The sequence below is a fragment of the Aminobacter aminovorans genome (genome assembly GCF_900445235.1).
Classification (GTDB): Bacteria; Pseudomonadota; Alphaproteobacteria; order Rhizobiales; family Rhizobiaceae; genus Aminobacter; species Aminobacter aminovorans.
Window position 1 is genome coordinate 3,267,326 of the sequence record NZ_UFSM01000001.1, and the last position, 15,243, is coordinate 3,282,568.

Below are 15,243 nucleotides of genomic sequence, written 5' to 3' on the forward strand. Positions count from 1 at the left end.
ATGAAGATCGCCACCTTCAACGTCAACAACGTCAATCGCAGGCTCGAAAATCTTCTGGCATGGCTAAAGGAGTCAGATCCCGATGTGGTGTGCCTGCAGGAGTTGAAGGCGGCTGATAGACAGCTGCCGCGTTCAGCCATCGAGGCGGCGGGATATGGAGCAGTCTGGCTGGGACAGCCGACCTGGAACGGCGTGGCGATCCTCGCGCGCGATGCCGAGCCGGTCGTGACACGCTGGGAGCTGCCCGGCGATCCCGACGACCGCCATGCCCGCTATATCGAGGCTGCGGTGAACGGCGTGCTGATCGCTTCGCTCTATGCGCCGAACGGCAATCCACAACCGGGGCCCAAATTCGACTACAAGCTGGCCTGGCACAGCAGGCTCAATGCCCATGCGGCAACGCTGCTTGCGGCCGATGTTCCGGCGGTGCTTGCGGGCGACTTCAATGTCGCGCCCGAGCCCCGCGACGTCTACGCAACCAAATCTTACGACGACAACGCGCTCGTCCAGCCCGAGAGCCGTACCGCCTTCAGGCAATTGCTCGATCAGGGCTGGACCGATGCCATCCGCAAGACCTTTCCCGCCGAGATGGTCTACACCTTCTGGGACTACAGGCGAAACCGTTGGCCGCGCGACGCCGGGCTGCGGCTCGACCATCTGCTGCTGAGCAAGAAGATGGCCAAGCGCCTCACCGGCGCAGGCGTGGATCGCGATGTACGCGGCCACGAAGACGCGAGCGACCATGCCCCGGTGTGGATCTGTACGAAATAGCCCTCGCGGCTACCTCGCGACAGATTCGCTTCGAGCAGGTCAGGCGCCGCTGGCCGCTCAGGCCGGGCGCCACTCGAATTTCAGCTCCTCGCGGAAGGCGAAACGCACGATATGGTCGACAACGACCTGTTCCATGCGCGGCAGGTCTTCGGCCTCGATATGGACCGTCAGCGTATGGTCGTCGGCGCGCAGGTCGACAATGCGTCCTTCGCCAAGGTCGATGCGCCCTTCAGCAGGTGAAAAGTCGACTGAAAACTTGTGGCTCCAGTGCTTGCAGAGCTGCTGCAGGTAGCGGCTGGCATGTTCGGTAGCGACCGATGCAGTTGATTTCGGCATGAGTGTCCTCGAATTGGAATGTCGCCCTGTGCGCCGACGGGGCGGAACTCGTCTCGCGATCCCGTCAAAAATGCGAGGCCAGCGCGATGTGCATGGCAAGGTGGCTCTGCGCGCCAAGCCTTGCCCTGTCGGAAGACGAAAAGAAATCTGTCAGACAAGCTGATGCTTAGAGCCAGCGACGATTCCCGAGCGCCGGCAGTCGCCTTGCGAAAGGCCGTTCCGTCGTCAATGAAGCGAGGGGTGGGATGATGAGGAGTCTTGCCGGAGATGGGCGTACTCGATGCGGTTGCGCCCCTTATCCTTGGCGGCCTGCATCTGGCGATCGGCGGTGAGAAGCAGTTCGTCGGCGGTCGCGTCCGTTTCAAACAGTACGGCGCCGACGCTGACGGTCAAGGGCCAGGTCAAACCGCCGGCCACGGGTTCGAAGTGCGCCTCGGCAACTGCATGCCGGATACGCTCGGCGACCTTCTCGGCATTCGCCTTGTTTGCCCCAGGGAGATAGACGGCGAATTCGTCGCCGCCGATGCGCCCGACAAGATCGCCGCTTCGCACCGAAGCACGGATGATGCCGGCAACCGCGCTGAGCGCCTGGTTGCCGGCGCCATAGCCGATCTGCTCGTTGAGCCGCCTGAGATGATCGATGTCGACCACCAGCAGCGCGCCCGGCCGCCGCGCGGAGCCTGAACTTGTGGCGACAACGTCGATTGCAGCCGTGAACAACGGGCCGGTGAGGCATGACGTCAGACTGTCATGCGCCAGCTCCTGGGCATATTTCTGCCTGAGCGAGGCATTTTCTGTCTCGCTGAGGCCGAGCAGGACCAGCAGAGGCGTGATGAAGAGGAGCGGTAAGACGAAAGCGTTGACCGCTTCGCGCCAGAGCATTTCGGCATCCGCGCCGGCAAAGACAAGCATGCGGAAGGCCAGTCCGACGAGCACGAACAAAAGCGCGCCAGCCAACGTCAGGAGCGCAACCTGGCCCCACCGGCGATGTGTTATTGCATTCAGCCTGTCTAACATGCGTGCCCAGCCGAAGATCTATCCAAGGATTTGAACCTTATCCGCCATATCTACGTAATACGCGCGGCGAGGGGGCACTTTGACCAAGAGGCCACAGTTACGAAGTGTTATGGTTAAGGGAGGGCTAAGGACCGCTTCGCAAACTGACCGGCGTGCCTTGCTGGCATCTAGCCTAACAATAGCGATCTTTCGCATAAGACCCGTGGCGGACCGTAGCCGATGAAGCGGAGAACTACGTTCCTCCACTCGGCATGAGCGCCGCTTGGTTAGGCGCTCCGCGCGCTTGACAAGCGGGACAGCGTCCGCATAATTCACCCAAAAGGATGAATTATGCGCTACGAAGGACCATCGGCTTACTTGGACAGGACGCTAATGGCGCTCGCCGATCCTGTTCGGCGGCGCATATTGCAGCGATTGGGGGCCTCAGAATCCCGCGTCACCGATGTTGCCGCCGAGTTTTCAATCTCGCTGAATTCGGTGAGCAAGCACATCCGTCTTTTGGAGCGAGCGAGGCTCATCGAGCGGAATGTGTCCGGGCGTGAGCACATACTTCGCTTCCGCCCCGAGCCGCTCTCTGAGGTTCAACAATGGATCGCGGCTCAGCAAGCCTTCTGGGCGAGCCGGCTTCAAGCCATCGACGATCTTTTGACGGCCGAAGATGCGGCGAATGAGATACCACCTCGCAAGGAGAAGAAGCGTGTCTAGAACCATTGAAGCGAAGACGCGCCATGAGTTCAAGGCGTCGGCCGAGCGCGTATTCGATGCATGGCTCGATCCGGTGAAAATGCGGTCCTGGGCGGCGCAACCTGTCCCGGGAATGCCCTCATTCGATATTCGTAGGGTCGAGATCGACGCGCGAGTCGGCGGCAAGTTCACCTTTTCAGATATGCGGGAAGACGGCGAGGCAGTCCATTGGGGCTACTACCTCGAAATCGATCGACCCCGGAAGCTTGTCTTCACCTGGTTCACCTCGGAGGAGGAAGAACAGGAGAACAACTCCCTCGTCACCCTGACAATCGAACCGCTCGACAACGGATGCCGAGCGACCATCGTGCACAGTATGGATGAGCGCTGGGCCGAATGGGCGAAGCAGACAGCGGCTGGCTGGGCCTTCATGCTGCGCCAGATCGACTTGTATTTCGGGGCGGACGCAAACGGCGACCAGAGCAGCGTCCAGTAGGCGGGTATGCATTGCGAGGCGCCCCGCAACGGGTCACAATCCTGCGATGCCCGCCCGGATCAAGCCCGCACGACCTCGTGCAGCTATCCTCTATGAATAGGGGGTATCTCGCGCACTTGCCGTTAATGGCCCAACGTCGCGAAGACATTTCGAGCCCGCGGGCTTCGCAAGCCCGAGCGGGCATCGCGCGGCCAGTGCGCCCCATCGGAGCCGTCAGCGAAGCAAACCGGCGTGAGACAAAGGAATTGGCGGAGAGAGTGGCCTCTACATCAGCGTTTTCCTACGTTCGCTGGAGATCGCACACATCTATGAATACCAAGGCCTTCAAGGCATTTCGGTGTTTCTACGTCCGTTGCTGTCCGCTATCATCCTTAAATCAAAGTGGGGAAAGAAGTGGGGAAAGATGGCTCGCGCGCTTAACCGGCTCTCCGATGTTTACGTCCGTTCAACGAAGCTGGAGGCCGGCCGTCACAGCGACGGCGGAGGGCTCTATCTGAACGTTGCCACTGGCGGTTCGAAGTCATGGCTTTTCATGTGGGCTCGCGATGGAAAGCGCCGCGAGATGGGCATGGGCGCCTTTCCAGCTGTTTCACTTGCCAAGGCCAGAGCAAAGGCCATCGAGTTTCGGACAGTCGTTGCAGACGGTCGAGATCCAATCATCGAACGCGATAAGGAAGCGGAGTCCACGTTCGGCGATGCCGCGGACAAATTCCTCGCCAGCATGGAGAAGAGCTGGAAAAATGAGAAGCATCGCGCGCAATGGAAGATGACGCTGGAGCAATACTGTGCGCCGATGAGGGCAAAGCGAGTCTCCGCAATAGGCACCGACGATATCCTCGCTGTGCTCACACCGATCTGGCACGACAAGGCTGAGACGGCTTCTCGGCTCCGTGGGCGCATCGAGCGGGTGTTGGATTTCGCACGAGCTAAGGGATGGCGCCAAGGTGAGAATCCGGCCTTGTGGCGCGGGCATCTCAAAAGCCTTTTGCCGACGCGACAGAAGCTCCAGCGCGGTCACCATCCTGCGATGCCGTATGGTGATGTACCAGACTTCGTCGCGCGGCTCCAAGTAGCCGACGCCATGGCGGCGCGCGGGCTTGAGTTCCTAATCCTCACCGCCGGGCGATCAGGCGAAGTGCTAGAGGCCGAATGGACAGAATTTGACCTCGACACGGGTGTATGGACAGTGCCCGCGCGAAGAATGAAAGCTGGTAAGGAGCATCGTGTTCCTCTGTCTGACCGCGCCCTTTCGATTGTGCGGGCGCTGTACGAAACCAGGATCAACAACTACGTGTTCCCTGGTCATAGGAAAGACCGGCCGCTTTCCGTCATGGCCTTCACTATGCTGCTGCGCCGTATGAAGGTCGGCCAGTACACTGCCCACGGTTTCAGAAGCTCGTTTCGTGATTGGACAGGCGACTGCACAACGTTCGCGCGGGAGGTCGCCGAAGCGGCGCTCGCCCACGAGGTCGGAAACAAGGTCGAACTGGCCTACCGCCGTTCTGACGCCCTGGAGAAACGTCGCAAGCTGATGACCGCGTGGGCCAATTTTTGTGTCAAAGGCGAGTCGTCGAACGTGGTTCGGATGAAACGCCAACGATCCCAGGCGGTTACAGGCGGTTGACAATCCCGAAATGTGCTTCACCATACGTACTAAGACTGCTCTAGATAACGCCTCGCCTTAGCTGGGCCGGACCGACAAGCAGAGCGTTTCGACATTACGGACCGGAACCTGTCTTCGCCCGCCGTGCCACGGCTACATCCACAGTCGGGCCAGACAGTCAAAGTGCAACGGCCGCCATCGAACTCCTTTTTCTTTCGAGGAAAGGGGTTTCGGTGGCGGCCGTTTTTTTATGGCCTCGAAGCTAGAAAGGAGCTTGAAGTGAGTGAGGTGAGTGAAGAGCGTACAACGGCAGCCCCGTCAAAGGCCGCTTACTCCATCGACGAGTTTTGCGAGACCTTCGGCGTCGGCAGAACGCTCGCGTACGACGAAGTTGCTGCCGGTAGACTTCTAACGAGGAAAGCGGGTAGGCGAACGCTCATTCGAGCGGTTGATGCTCAGGCATGGCTCGACGCGCTCCCGAGCGGGCGGAATGCCGCATGAAAACCGTCGATCAATCGTCTCATGACAAGATCGCCGAGGCGGTTAAATGGCTTGCGTCGACACCACGCGATCAACGCGGTCCCGCCATTGTCGAACTGCAGGGCCGGTTCGGCCTTTCACCGGCCGAGGCCTGCAACGTTTGCCGTGATCTCTACCGGGCGAGGTCGATATGAGCGGCCGGAATTGGGACAAGGCCCGATCGCGCGACCAGATCCGCCGGCATGGCGTCGACGATATCTCGGACCAGTCGGCGCCGTATATCCCTAGCGGTCAGCCGCCGCGGCGCAGACCATCGAAGGTCGAGCTACGCGCCGAGCTGGAGAGGCTTATGGCGGAGCGGCGGCAGAACAAGGGCGGGCAGCCATGAGTGCAGCCCCTTGGTTTCGGTTGCACACCTCGGACTGGATCACCGCGACCCGTGATCTCAAGGCTGCCGAGAAAGGCATTCTGATAGATTTGCTCGCGCATATGCACGAAAGAGGCGGCCCGATCGCGGGTGATCACGCTCGCCTTGCTCGCCTCTGTGGCGCCGACATTCGAACGTTCAGCCGCGCGATCGAGCTATTTCTCGCCGATGGTCGCATCGTCGAAAAGCACGGCGGACTGTGGTCCCCAGTCATGCAAGCCGAATTCGAACACCGCAAAAATGTTAGCGACGTTCGCCGCAAAAATGCGGGCCAGCGGTGGGCAAAAGTTGAACAAAATCAACGCGACGAAAATGCAAAAGCACACCAGAGTCCAGAGTCCAGAGAAGAAGAGGGTGGCGGGGGCAACCCGCCACCCCGCTCGACCTCAGCGAGCTCTACGGTAGGCGTGGATTCGAGCTCTACGTTGGAAGGTAGTAGAAGGGTCGCGCCTTCTGGCGCGCCCCTCTCTCTCCGAAAAACTTTCATGGTCGACGACGACGTCGAGGTTGCCGGCATTGGACCTGCAACAATCTCCAGAGCTGATTCCGTTGGTTTCGTTACGGTGAGGGCCGAGGCCGATGGGCGCGACTACGAGGTCGAGGTCCTGCCCGGTAACCAGTTGCGGCTCGTCGACAAGACGTGGCTGAATGATGAAATCGAGGTCGACGATGACGCAGCTTAGCCTCTTCGATCTGTTCGATCAGCCGATAAAACGGTCTGCAGAGATCCGTGCATTTCCGTCGGAGAAAATGACCGGTGCCATCATGCATGCCGCCGACCAGGTTATCGCTGCAGGTTCCTCCGGACGGCAAGAGCTCAATCGACAGGCCGTGCTATGGCGGGTTCGGCTGATCGTCCTTGGCCTTCCCTCAGCCGAAATTGATCGTTCTGCAACTCGGTGGCGGCAGGAGATAGTCTGCGAGCTGCTGCGGCGATCGCGGCGACTCGGGAGCTTCAATGAGGGGGATGCGGCGTGACCGTCCCGTGTTCCACGTCGAACTCCCACCGGGCGGCTGATTTCAGTTGCGACCTTTCAGGTTTGGCGTCTCCGCGCGAGCTACTGCTCTTTCTCCTGTTCGTCAGAGCTCAGGCGCGACGTGATGTAGTTCGCGACGAAAAACTTATCCGCTTTGACAGTGCGTCTAAGTGCTTTCGTAGTCGCTGCCTCGATTGCATGGAACGACGCGGTGGCAGCAGCAATGTCGCTGAACTGACCGATGAGCGTCGTGTTCGGCAGTCGGTACCAGACGTGGTTGACAAGAATCCAATAGTCCCAATCGAGCTTTCTAGCTTCTTCAAGGAACGTGGCATGCGGATCTGGCGAATTCGGGATGCTGTCAGGGAGATCATACGTCACGATGAACTTCGGCATCTGTTGGTTTCCTTAGACCATTCACATCGACAGCTCGACGGCGCTGTGACCAGAAGGCGACGAGACGTCTCGCAACAACACCTCGCCAAAGAAGGCAGTGATTACCTCTTCTTAACCGGGGCCTTTGCCTTAGGTGCCGCTTTCGCGGGCGCAGCCCTGGGTTTCGGCGCTGGCTTGTTGGCGACTGGTGCAGCTCTGGGTTTCGCAGCTGGTTTTGCCTTCGCAGCTGCGGCCGGTTTGCCGTCAGCATGTGCCAAGACCGCTGCAGCCAGTCTCTTCTCACGAGCCTTCGCTGTCTTGTCTGCAAGCACCTGGCCAGCAAGAGTTTCGATCCCGTCTGAATGGTCTTTACCGCCCTTCACGTTCGCCATCTCGGTCGTCCTCCCTTTGTTTGATGGGCGACACGGAGCATCCGCTTCAACCTCAGGTCGTGCAAGGGCAAGAGGGGTGGGGCGGGGTAAATCTCCACAGCCTTTCGGGGGCCCCGACCGCCATGGGCTCATGTCCAGATTTTACAGAACTGCGGGAGAAAAATTTTGAAAATTCCTGATGTTCCTCCGCGATTTAGGTCAAAGCTGGCGCGCGAACGTTGGACGCGTATCGCCGAGGACCTGATCAAGCACGGCCTCGACGCATCAGCGCGCGTCGAACTCATCAGTGACTATGTTGACGCAGAGAACCATATCACCAGCCTGCGACCTCAATCGAAGGGTACCGGCGACATGAAGCTCGCCAGGGCCAGGGCCCTCAACGTCGCCACGGCGGAGCGCAGGCGCCTGCACCAACGTCTTTTCGCGGGAGCCAAACGGCTCGAGGAAGTCCTTCCAAGCCTGGAAGCCTTCACCGAAGTGATCGTCGCCGGCGATCAAAGCGAGGCGGATGCGGCCTGGCGCGCTCACTTTCTGACTGGCAAAGGCCTGATAAGGGATGCTAGCGCTTCAAGGGACATGCATAGGCTCGAGGCTGAGCGGCTGGAGGCCAAGTACGGCGAACCATCTTGGAATGCACTCCTCTATGAAACCGTCCAACAGCAGGCCGAGGCAGACCGAGCGCTGGAAGCGCTTTGGCGCGCGAAACCGAGCCAACGGCGGCGCCTCGATGAAAAAGGCGCGAAATGAGCCGCTATGCGTCGCAGCCTTCTTCCGCCTGAGATCGAGCCAGATATTCTCGACATCATCGCCACGCTCGACGATGCCGCAGAACGGAGCGGCGACCGGCGCTATGTGCGAGCCAGAAACGCCTTAGCTGCGGCGTCGCCTGGGAGGCCAAGGGTCGACGACGAACGGCTAATCGAAGAAGCGAAATGGTTACTTGATAGCGGCCAGGTCAAAAACCTTAATAGAGCGCTGCTGATGGTCGCTCGAAGCGCCAATATCACGACTTGCCATCGCTCGTTTGCGGAACGTCTCCGTCAAAAAATTGCTTCCGGCTTGAAGAAAACGTCCGGGAAATAGTTTTTTTGGACGACGCCGTTTGTCAGCATGCTCCCCGTGCAGATCGTGCCGGAGCTTGCAATGAATGCTATCAGCGCCACCCTTGCCAAAATCGGATCTAGGAAGACCATCGCGCCGGTGTTGTCGCCGGCCGCGTACGCAATAGGGCGGGAAGGCTCTGGCGAGATTTCTCGGCTCGAAGCTGTTTCGCCTGAGTATGCGCGACTGAAAGCGAAGCGCGCCAAGTTACTCGCTGAACAAGTCGAGATCGCGACGCAAAGTGCCAAAGTGTCCAATGGGATCAGAGGACATCGCGAGAACATCATCCGGAGATTGCCAACGGCGCAGGAAACTCGCGTAGCCGAGCTGCTGGAGGATCCGCGACCGGCGCCCTCGCGCGACAGTGCCGCCTTGGATTCTCTCGAGGTGTTGGAGGCTCGGCATCTCGACCTGAACGTCGCCTTGGCAGCGCTTGACAGGCGAATTGCCGCGGCGCGCATGGCAGCTTCCGCGATGGTCCGCGATCAAGTCGAGCCAGAATATCGGGCACTGGTCTCAGCGATTTGTGAACAGCTTATCGCTCTTCATGGTGCGGTCGAGCGGTACGAAGCCTTCACCGACAGCTTGAACGCGGATGAAGTCGCTTGGTCTTCCCTTGTCGGCATGCCACTGCAGTTCGCAAACGGCAGGGATCGCTATTCGCCCGTCGCACAATACCTCCGTGAGGCGGCGAAGCATGGGTTCATCTCTGCCAACAAAGTTCCGGAGGCGATCCGGTGAGACTCGAGAGGCGATCGGCAAGCGACGGGATCGAATATAGCGCCACCGGTTTCATCGAGCGCCCTGCTGCAGCGCGGCCGGCGCCATTCACGAAATCTGTCGTGGCCGACGGGGATGAGCTCGTCGGAACCGCGTGTGTGTATGGCGTCCCACATTATGGCAAGAACCGTCAGCGGGAGGTCTTTGTGCCTGGCTGTTTTGCGCGCTCGTTGGCCAGCCAGCAGGCGATCAGGTTGCTTCTCGATCACGATGAGTCGAAGCTCATTGCAACGCGCGCTGACTCCCTGAGGATCGAAAGTGACGACCTGAGACTGACAATTCGCTGCAAGGTTGCAGGAACATCGGCCGGGGCCGTGATGAAGGCGGCTGTGAACGAAGGCGGCCGGATGGAGTGTTCGGTCGGCTACAACGTCGTGGAGAGCTACGAGCGCTTGATCGAAAGTGAAAGCGTAAAATTTATCACCGACGCCCGCCTCCTGGAGATCAGTTTGGTGCGCAAGGGAGCCGTGCCGGGCACATCCGCTTCGATTCGCTACGCTAGTGACAGCTCCCTTTTGAAAGCATTCCAGGGTCTTGAAGACGCACTCGACGCGCGAAGCCGCGCGTTCCGCCAACTTCTGGATTCGCTATGAAATCCGATCGGCCCTTCACCTTGCTGCGCGATCGGCGGGCCCGGCACGTGTCCCTCCTGGCGTGCCGGGCTCATCTCTTCCAAGGTGGCGACATTGACTGATATTCAGGATCGGCCGAGTTCCTGCGACGCGATTGGGGCGGGAGGCCCCGCTTTAAAGCCATCGGCGCGCGACACGCTGGCATTTGCGCATTCCAGAATGACGCCGGCGGAGATCGCAGAGCACGCCCTCAAGCTCGCTGACGCAGTCGAATACTTGCAAAGCAGCGTCGACACGCTGCGCGAGAACAACAATAAGGCGGCCCGCGCTCTCGAGGGCACGCAGGACGCTCTAGCTGCCCATCTAGGGGTTGTCTGTCGCATCCGGGAACTCTTCGAAGCCCACCGTAAGCGTGAGGCCCGCGACCTGCTGCGCGGCGCAGCATCGACCATCTTCGAGCGTGAACCGGCGCCGGTGTTGGAGCCGTTGCAGTGGTCAAACACGATTTTCAGCCCTTTCCCGGAGCGCCAAGGTGGCTGAAACAAACCGGGTCGTAACCGAAATTACGATTGATGCTCGCGGTTCGGCCGCAGGCTCGGCGGACTATGTCCGGGCCATGGCTGTCGCCCAGGCCGCTGTCGACCGATTGATGGACCGTGAGGCCAAGCTCGCCGCCGGCGCCGGCAAGGCCACCGACATGCTCATGGTCCAGTCGGCCTCGATCGGCCGTGTTGCGGCTTCATGGGATCGTCTCCGCGCCTCGATCGATCCGGTGACGCGGGCCGAGGTCGCCGCAGCTCGCGAACTCAACAGGGCGATGCTGACCGCCGATTCCGCGGTAAAACGCGGGGTGACGTCACAGCAGGATGCTGCTCGCGTGATCTCAGCGCTGCGCCAGAAGCAGATCGTGGATATCGACGCGGTCAGGCAAGCCCAGCAGCGCCTGAATTCCACGATGGCGGATACCCCCGTCATCGCCGCCAATCAGAACAGGCGTGGCAGCGTCAACCAGTTCAACACCTCGAACGTTGCGGCCCAGTTCCAGGACATCGCGGTCACTTCGGCTATGGGGATGTCGCCCCTGCAGATCGCGTTGCAGCAGGGCACCCAGCTTTCCGCCGTTCTGGGCCAGCAGGGCGCCGCTGGCGCGGCACGCACCCTCGGTGCCGCCCTGCTGTCGATTGTCAGCCCGGTTTCGCTGATCACCATTGGTCTCGTCGGCGCCGCTGCCGCAGCGATCCAGTATTTCTCGAAGTCGAAGGCGGAGACGAAATCACTCGACGACGTCCTCAAGGAACACGAGAAGGCCATTGGCCGCGTCCGAGATCTCTGGGGCGAAGCCGCCGACGAGCGCAGCAAGTACGGCCGCGAGAGCACCGGGGCCGTCACCTTCGGACTCGAAAACAACCTCGCCGAGCTGGTGAAGCGGCTCCGTGACGCCAACAAGACCACGATGTTCGGCGGCGGCGACATCGGCGAAGCCGTGACGGCCGCGATCAACAAGAACATGGACCTCACCGGTCTCGGTGCCCGCGAGTTCAGAGGCACCACACTCTTCAAGACCCTGCAGATCGACTTCGAAGCCTTGCAGAAGGCTACGATACAGGGCCGGCCCGATGTGCTCGGGCTCATCAAGCATCTCGAAGAGATCGGCCAGACCTCATCGAACGCCGGCATCAAGGCAATTGCAGCCGATGCCATCGCGGCATTGGCGCCGTTCAAGGATCTCGCCGAAGCCATCCAGGCCGCCGACCGGGAGTTGAAGCGGCTCTTCAACGATCGCGGCCCCAACGGGATGCTGTTGTCGCGCGGTCAGACCAATCGCGACGATATGGGCAACCTCGCCCTGTTCGAAGCCCAGGAGGCCATTGCGGCGGCTCGCCGTCGTGCCGCTGCTCAAGCCCAGCTTGAGAGCTTGCTGGCGAGGTCGCCGGCCGAAAAGGCCGCAGCTGCTCGTTCCGCCGCCGGGGCCCAGTACAACGACAACGAAAGCGCAGCGGCTCGCGCCGATCGGATCGATATCGCCGGCAAGCTCGCCTTGGCCGAGGCCGAAAAGGCGCTTGCCGAGGCGCGCCGCGATCGTGCGAGGTCTCTCGAAGAAACGCTGGCGTCACAGCAGCTCGAACTCGGTCTCATCGGCCAGACCGTCGGCGAGGTCGCCCGGCTCCGCATGGAGTACGATCTGACCTCGAAACTGCGGGAGGAAGCCGCCCGGAATGGCATCGAGGCCGACCAGAAAGAGATCGACCTCATCAAGCAGAAGGCTGCCGAATACGGCCGCTACGCCGAAGAGATCGCGCGGACCAACCTGCTGCGCGAGGTCCAATTCGAACGCGACCAGCTTTTCCGGTCCGCCGGCGACCAGAGCATTGCGTCCCGGCTTCGCGGCGCCGGGCTGCCGGTAGACCTCAATTCCGATATCGCGCGGGCGATCCGCGAAAACCAGCGGATCGAAGAGCTCCGCGCCGGCATCCGTGGATTCTTCGACGATTTCCTGGCCGGCTTGATGCAGGGCGACTCCTTCGGGAAGGCGCTCGGGAACGCGATCCTCAACGCGCTGAACCGTGTCCTCGACAAGGTGCTCGATAACCTCGTCAAGTCGATCGTGAACTCGCTTGTCGGGGGTGCCACCGGCGGCGGATCGGGTTCCGGCATCGTCGGTGCGATTCTTGGCGCCATCGGCCTCGGTGGAAACTCAGGTGGCAGCTCCGGCGCTGATCCTTGGGGTGCGCTGCGCGACGTCACCTCGGGTTCCAATGTTTCCAGGTTGTTCTCGCCGGCGAACTCGAACCAAGACATGTCCATCTTCCGGCAGGCGATCTCGGCGATCGAGAGTGCTGGCAGCGGTGGATATTCGGCTCTGGGTCCCTGGACGAAAGGTGACAGGGCATACGGCGCCTATCAGGTCATGGGCGCCAACATTCCGTCGTGGACGAAGCAGGCTCTCGGCAACTCGATGACGCCAAGCCAGTTTCTCGCGGACCCGCGCGCTCAGGACTCGGTATTCGATCACTACTTCGGAAAATCGCTGTCGAAGTATGGGAACCCACAGGACGCCGCGTCGGTGTGGTTTACGGGCAAGCCGCTCAGCGGTGGGGCCGGCGCCAAGGATGTTCTTGGCACGTCTGGTTCCGTCTATGTCGACAAGTTCAACGCCCAGCTCGACAAGCTCGGCGGCACCGCTGACAAAGCGACAGGAGGTATCGGCAAGCTCGGATCCGCAGGAGCGAATGCGACGCAGGGCTTGCAACAGGCGGCTGGCAGCCTCGCCGGTCTGTCGCAACAGATCCAGACCTTCATGGCCTCGGCACAGGGCGGTGGGTCGTCATGGTTCCAGAACCTGGCTGGTATGTTCGGCGGCGCCGGTGGCGCCTTCAGCTTCATGGGCGGGATCTCCCCGCTGGCAACGGCCGATATCCTGTCGGGATCCTGGGGCTTGTTCCATGACGGCGGCGTCGCCGGCTGTGCGACCCGCTTCCGCGCCGGCGTCGATCCACGCATCTTCAACGGGGCACCGCGGTACCACAACGGCACCCCCGGTGCCGGGCTTGGCCCCGACGAGGTCCCCGCGATTCTTCGGCGCGGCGAACCTGTCTTCAAGTCGTTCGCGCACGCCCGGCAGGTCGTCGGCGGCGGCAACAAGGTCAACATCAACATCAACAACCTCGGAGGTGCGTCGGTGCAAGCCGAAGCAAGGGAGGAAGCCGATGGGACGACCTCGATCGACATCGTCGTGGACCGCGTCGTCGCCGATAAGCTGTCACGCCGAGGTACCGCTGCGAACTCAGTTCTGCGGACCCAGTACGGGGCTCGCGAAGCCCTGAAGAGGCGGTGATGACGATATCCCCGTTTCCATGCGCGTTCCTGTCGCCGTATCCCAAACAGGACATCTACAACGCGGTCTGGATATCGGATCTCGATGAGCCGTTGTGGCGTGTTCGCGTCCTTCGCGCCAATGGCTGGATCGAAGTCGCAACCTTCGACATCGATCAGCGGGTATGGACCACCACGGAGGCCGGGACGGCCAGCCTTCGCGACGCTGTTATCGAATTCGCTAGGCAATCGCCTTGGGTGGTGTTCCTCGATCGACGAGACGAGCCCGAGTTCGCGCCCCTCTTCAAAAAGGAACGACTGCAGTGAGCCAATCTGATTTCGGTACCATCAATCCCACCGCCAAGAGCGGTTCCGCTCTAGCGACCGACTTGATGGCGTTTCGCGATGCTCTCCACAGCAGCCACAAAGGTCCGACGGCGCCGAGCTACGTTGTCACCGGCCTTGTATGGCTCGATGACGCTCTCGATCCGCTCTGGCTCTACAAGATTTACGACGGGACATCCTGGATCACGATGTTCGCCGTCGACAGCAGCACTGACCGAGCCTGGCCGATTAACCCCGGCGAGAAAGAACGATTTCCGCTCGCCGGCGGCACGGCGAACGCCCTGACGTTGACCCCGGCAGTTGCGATGACAGCTTATGCCGATATGGACGTCCTCACATTCGAGGCTGCATCGAGTAACAGCGCCGCCGTGACCATGAACGTTTCCAACATTGGCGCCAAGGCGATCCGCAAGATGGCTGCGGGAGCTGATGTTGCCCTTGTCGCCGGTGATATTCTCGATGGCGTTCGATACACCGCCAATTACGATACAGCTGCCAATGCTGGTGCCGGCGCATGGGTCTTGGTGAATGAGCCGTCGGCGACTTTGACGTCGCCTGGCGTTGTCGAACTGGCGACTGATGCCGAGGCAATCGCCAAAGCAGATGCGGTGCGGGCGCTCACGCCGTCCAACTTAGCTGCCCTCGGCGCGTCCACGACCCTCGCGGGTTTGGTGGAGCTCGCCACCGCCGCGGAGGTGGCCACCGGAACCGACACGGCCCGCGCACCATCCGTATCCACGATGGGAAGCCATCAAGGTATGGCGAAAGCTTGGGTCAACTTCAATGGTGATGGTACGGTTGCCATCCGCGACAGCTTCAATGTCACGTCGATCACCGACAACGGCGTCGGCGACTATACGATCAACTTTACGACGGCCTTCGCCAATGCCAACTATGTTATGGTGGGCAGTGGCAGAGACGACGCCGGGGCTGGCGCTTACAACCTTGGCCTCTTGCAGCAAATTACGCTTACCACGACTACTGCGAACATTCGCACACGCGCCGTCAACAACACGGCGCTGGACTGTGACACCTTCCATGTCGCCGGATTCGGGGATTAGACCCATGCAACGA

Annotated in this window: 18 protein-coding genes; 15 read left to right on the forward strand and 3 right to left on the reverse strand. The window is 60.9% G+C overall.

Annotation, left to right across the window (positions count from 1 at the left end; translation table 11 throughout):
- The gene (gene xth / locus DY201_RS16010; protein ID WP_115732057.1) at positions 1-771 is read left to right on the forward strand and encodes an exodeoxyribonuclease III; all 771 of its coding nucleotides are present in this window, start codon (positions 1-3) and stop codon (positions 769-771) included.
- Between the two features lie 57 nt (positions 772-828).
- Here the strand turns inward: xth and DY201_RS16015 are convergent, their stop codons facing one another.
- Complete coding sequence (locus tag DY201_RS16015) at positions 829-1,107, reverse strand: DUF2218 domain-containing protein (RefSeq protein ID WP_115732058.1); 279 nt, start codon at positions 1,105-1,107, stop codon at positions 829-831.
- Positions 1,108-1,332: 225 nt separating this feature from the next.
- A complete protein-coding gene (locus DY201_RS16020; protein ID WP_115732059.1) occupies positions 1,333-2,124 on the reverse strand; it encodes a GGDEF domain-containing protein in 792 nt (263 codons plus the stop codon).
- Between the two features lie 372 nt (positions 2,125-2,496).
- On the opposite strand from DY201_RS16020, the gene DY201_RS16025 reads away from it, so the two are divergent.
- The 6 genes from DY201_RS16025 to DY201_RS16055 all read left to right on the forward strand — a co-directional run bounded on the left by DY201_RS16025 (position 2,497) and on the right by DY201_RS16055 (position 6,792).
- A complete protein-coding gene (locus tag DY201_RS16025) occupies positions 2,497-2,829 on the forward strand; it encodes an ArsR/SmtB family transcription factor (RefSeq protein ID WP_245432017.1) in 333 nt (110 codons plus the stop codon).
- Positions 2,822-3,304 carry an SRPBCC family protein gene (locus DY201_RS16030; RefSeq protein WP_115732061.1) on the forward strand — a complete coding sequence of 161 codons (483 nt, stop codon included), beginning with the start codon at positions 2,822-2,824 and terminating at the stop codon, positions 3,302-3,304. The genes DY201_RS16025 and DY201_RS16030 overlap by 8 nt, the downstream gene beginning before the upstream one ends.
- Positions 3,305-3,707: 403 nt before the next feature.
- Positions 3,708-4,928, forward strand: coding sequence for a tyrosine-type recombinase/integrase (locus tag DY201_RS16035; RefSeq protein WP_115733826.1), 1,221 nt, complete (start codon positions 3,708-3,710; stop codon positions 4,926-4,928).
- A 476-nt stretch (positions 4,929-5,404) separates the two neighbouring features.
- Positions 5,405-5,581 carry a hypothetical protein gene (locus DY201_RS29070; protein WP_165915860.1) on the forward strand — a complete coding sequence of 59 codons (177 nt, stop codon included), beginning with the start codon at positions 5,405-5,407 and terminating at the stop codon, positions 5,579-5,581.
- A 190-nt stretch (positions 5,582-5,771) separates the two neighbouring features.
- The gene (locus DY201_RS16050; RefSeq protein ID WP_115732063.1) at positions 5,772-6,497 is read left to right on the forward strand and encodes a YdaU family protein; all 726 of its coding nucleotides are present in this window, start codon (positions 5,772-5,774) and stop codon (positions 6,495-6,497) included.
- Positions 6,484-6,792, forward strand: a complete 309-nt coding sequence (locus DY201_RS16055; protein ID WP_115732064.1) for a hypothetical protein — start codon at positions 6,484-6,486, stop codon at positions 6,790-6,792. Before DY201_RS16050 ends, DY201_RS16055 begins: the two co-directional genes overlap by 14 nt.
- An 80-nt stretch (positions 6,793-6,872) precedes the next feature.
- On the opposite strand, the gene DY201_RS16060 is transcribed toward DY201_RS16055, so the two are convergent.
- Entirely contained in the window at positions 6,873-7,187 is a 315-nt protein-coding gene (locus DY201_RS16060; RefSeq protein WP_115732065.1) for a hypothetical protein, read from the reverse strand.
- Between the two features lie 536 nt (positions 7,188-7,723).
- On the opposite strand from DY201_RS16060, the gene DY201_RS16070 reads away from it, so the two are divergent.
- The 8 genes from DY201_RS16070 to DY201_RS16105 all read left to right on the forward strand — a co-directional run bounded on the left by DY201_RS16070 (position 7,724) and on the right by DY201_RS16105 (position 15,230).
- Positions 7,724-8,305 (forward strand): hypothetical protein, encoded by a 582-nt coding sequence (locus DY201_RS16070; protein WP_115732067.1) that lies wholly within the window; start codon positions 7,724-7,726, stop codon positions 8,303-8,305.
- Between the two features lie 6 nt (positions 8,306-8,311).
- Complete coding sequence (locus tag DY201_RS16075) at positions 8,312-8,641, forward strand: hypothetical protein (protein WP_115732068.1); 330 nt, start codon at positions 8,312-8,314, stop codon at positions 8,639-8,641.
- Between the two features lie 60 nt (positions 8,642-8,701).
- Complete coding sequence (locus DY201_RS16080; RefSeq protein ID WP_131922282.1) at positions 8,702-9,400, forward strand: hypothetical protein; 699 nt, start codon at positions 8,702-8,704, stop codon at positions 9,398-9,400.
- On the forward strand, positions 9,397-10,032 hold the full coding sequence (locus DY201_RS16085) for an HK97 family phage prohead protease (protein WP_115732070.1): 636 nt from the start codon (positions 9,397-9,399) through the stop codon (positions 10,030-10,032). The genes DY201_RS16080 and DY201_RS16085 overlap by 4 nt, the downstream gene beginning before the upstream one ends.
- 93 nt (positions 10,033-10,125) lie before the next feature.
- On the forward strand, positions 10,126-10,551 hold the full coding sequence (locus tag DY201_RS16090) for a hypothetical protein (RefSeq protein WP_131922280.1): 426 nt from the start codon (positions 10,126-10,128) through the stop codon (positions 10,549-10,551).
- Positions 10,544-13,846 carry a phage tail length tape measure family protein gene (locus DY201_RS16095; RefSeq protein ID WP_115732072.1) on the forward strand — a complete coding sequence of 1,101 codons (3,303 nt, stop codon included), beginning with the start codon at positions 10,544-10,546 and terminating at the stop codon, positions 13,844-13,846. The genes DY201_RS16090 and DY201_RS16095 overlap by 8 nt, the downstream gene beginning before the upstream one ends.
- Positions 13,846-14,151, forward strand: coding sequence for a hypothetical protein (locus tag DY201_RS16100; RefSeq protein ID WP_115732073.1), 306 nt, complete (start codon positions 13,846-13,848; stop codon positions 14,149-14,151). The genes DY201_RS16095 and DY201_RS16100 overlap by 1 nt, the downstream gene beginning before the upstream one ends.
- On the forward strand, positions 14,148-15,230 hold the full coding sequence (locus DY201_RS16105; protein WP_131922278.1) for a hypothetical protein: 1,083 nt from the start codon (positions 14,148-14,150) through the stop codon (positions 15,228-15,230). The genes DY201_RS16100 and DY201_RS16105 overlap by 4 nt, the downstream gene beginning before the upstream one ends.
- Positions 15,231-15,243: the final 13 nt, after the last annotated feature.

Bases quoted from the DNA above. Each gene is read 5' to 3' on its own strand.
- xth (WP_115732057.1), top strand. From the start codon at position 1: ATGAAGATCGCCACCTTCAACGTCAACAACGTCAATCGCAGGCTCGAA.
- DY201_RS16015 (WP_115732058.1), bottom strand. From the start codon at position 1,107: ATGCCGAAATCAACTGCATCGGTCGCTACCGAACATGCCAGCCGCTAC.
- DY201_RS16020 (WP_115732059.1), bottom strand. From the start codon at position 2,124: ATGTTAGACAGGCTGAATGCAATAACACATCGCCGGTGGGGCCAGGTT.
- DY201_RS16025 (WP_245432017.1), top strand. From the start codon at position 2,497: ATGGCGCTCGCCGATCCTGTTCGGCGGCGCATATTGCAGCGATTGGGG.
- DY201_RS16035 (WP_115733826.1), top strand. From the start codon at position 3,708: ATGGCTCGCGCGCTTAACCGGCTCTCCGATGTTTACGTCCGTTCAACG.
- DY201_RS29070 (WP_165915860.1), top strand. From the start codon at position 5,405: ATGAAAACCGTCGATCAATCGTCTCATGACAAGATCGCCGAGGCGGTT.
- DY201_RS16050 (WP_115732063.1), top strand. From the start codon at position 5,772: ATGAGTGCAGCCCCTTGGTTTCGGTTGCACACCTCGGACTGGATCACC.
- DY201_RS16055 (WP_115732064.1), top strand. From the start codon at position 6,484: ATGACGCAGCTTAGCCTCTTCGATCTGTTCGATCAGCCGATAAAACGG.
- DY201_RS16060 (WP_115732065.1), bottom strand. From the start codon at position 7,187: ATGCCGAAGTTCATCGTGACGTATGATCTCCCTGACAGCATCCCGAAT.
- DY201_RS16075 (WP_115732068.1), top strand. From the start codon at position 8,312: ATGCGTCGCAGCCTTCTTCCGCCTGAGATCGAGCCAGATATTCTCGAC.
- DY201_RS16080 (WP_131922282.1), top strand. From the start codon at position 8,702: ATGAATGCTATCAGCGCCACCCTTGCCAAAATCGGATCTAGGAAGACC.
- DY201_RS16100 (WP_115732073.1), top strand. From the start codon at position 13,846: ATGACGATATCCCCGTTTCCATGCGCGTTCCTGTCGCCGTATCCCAAA.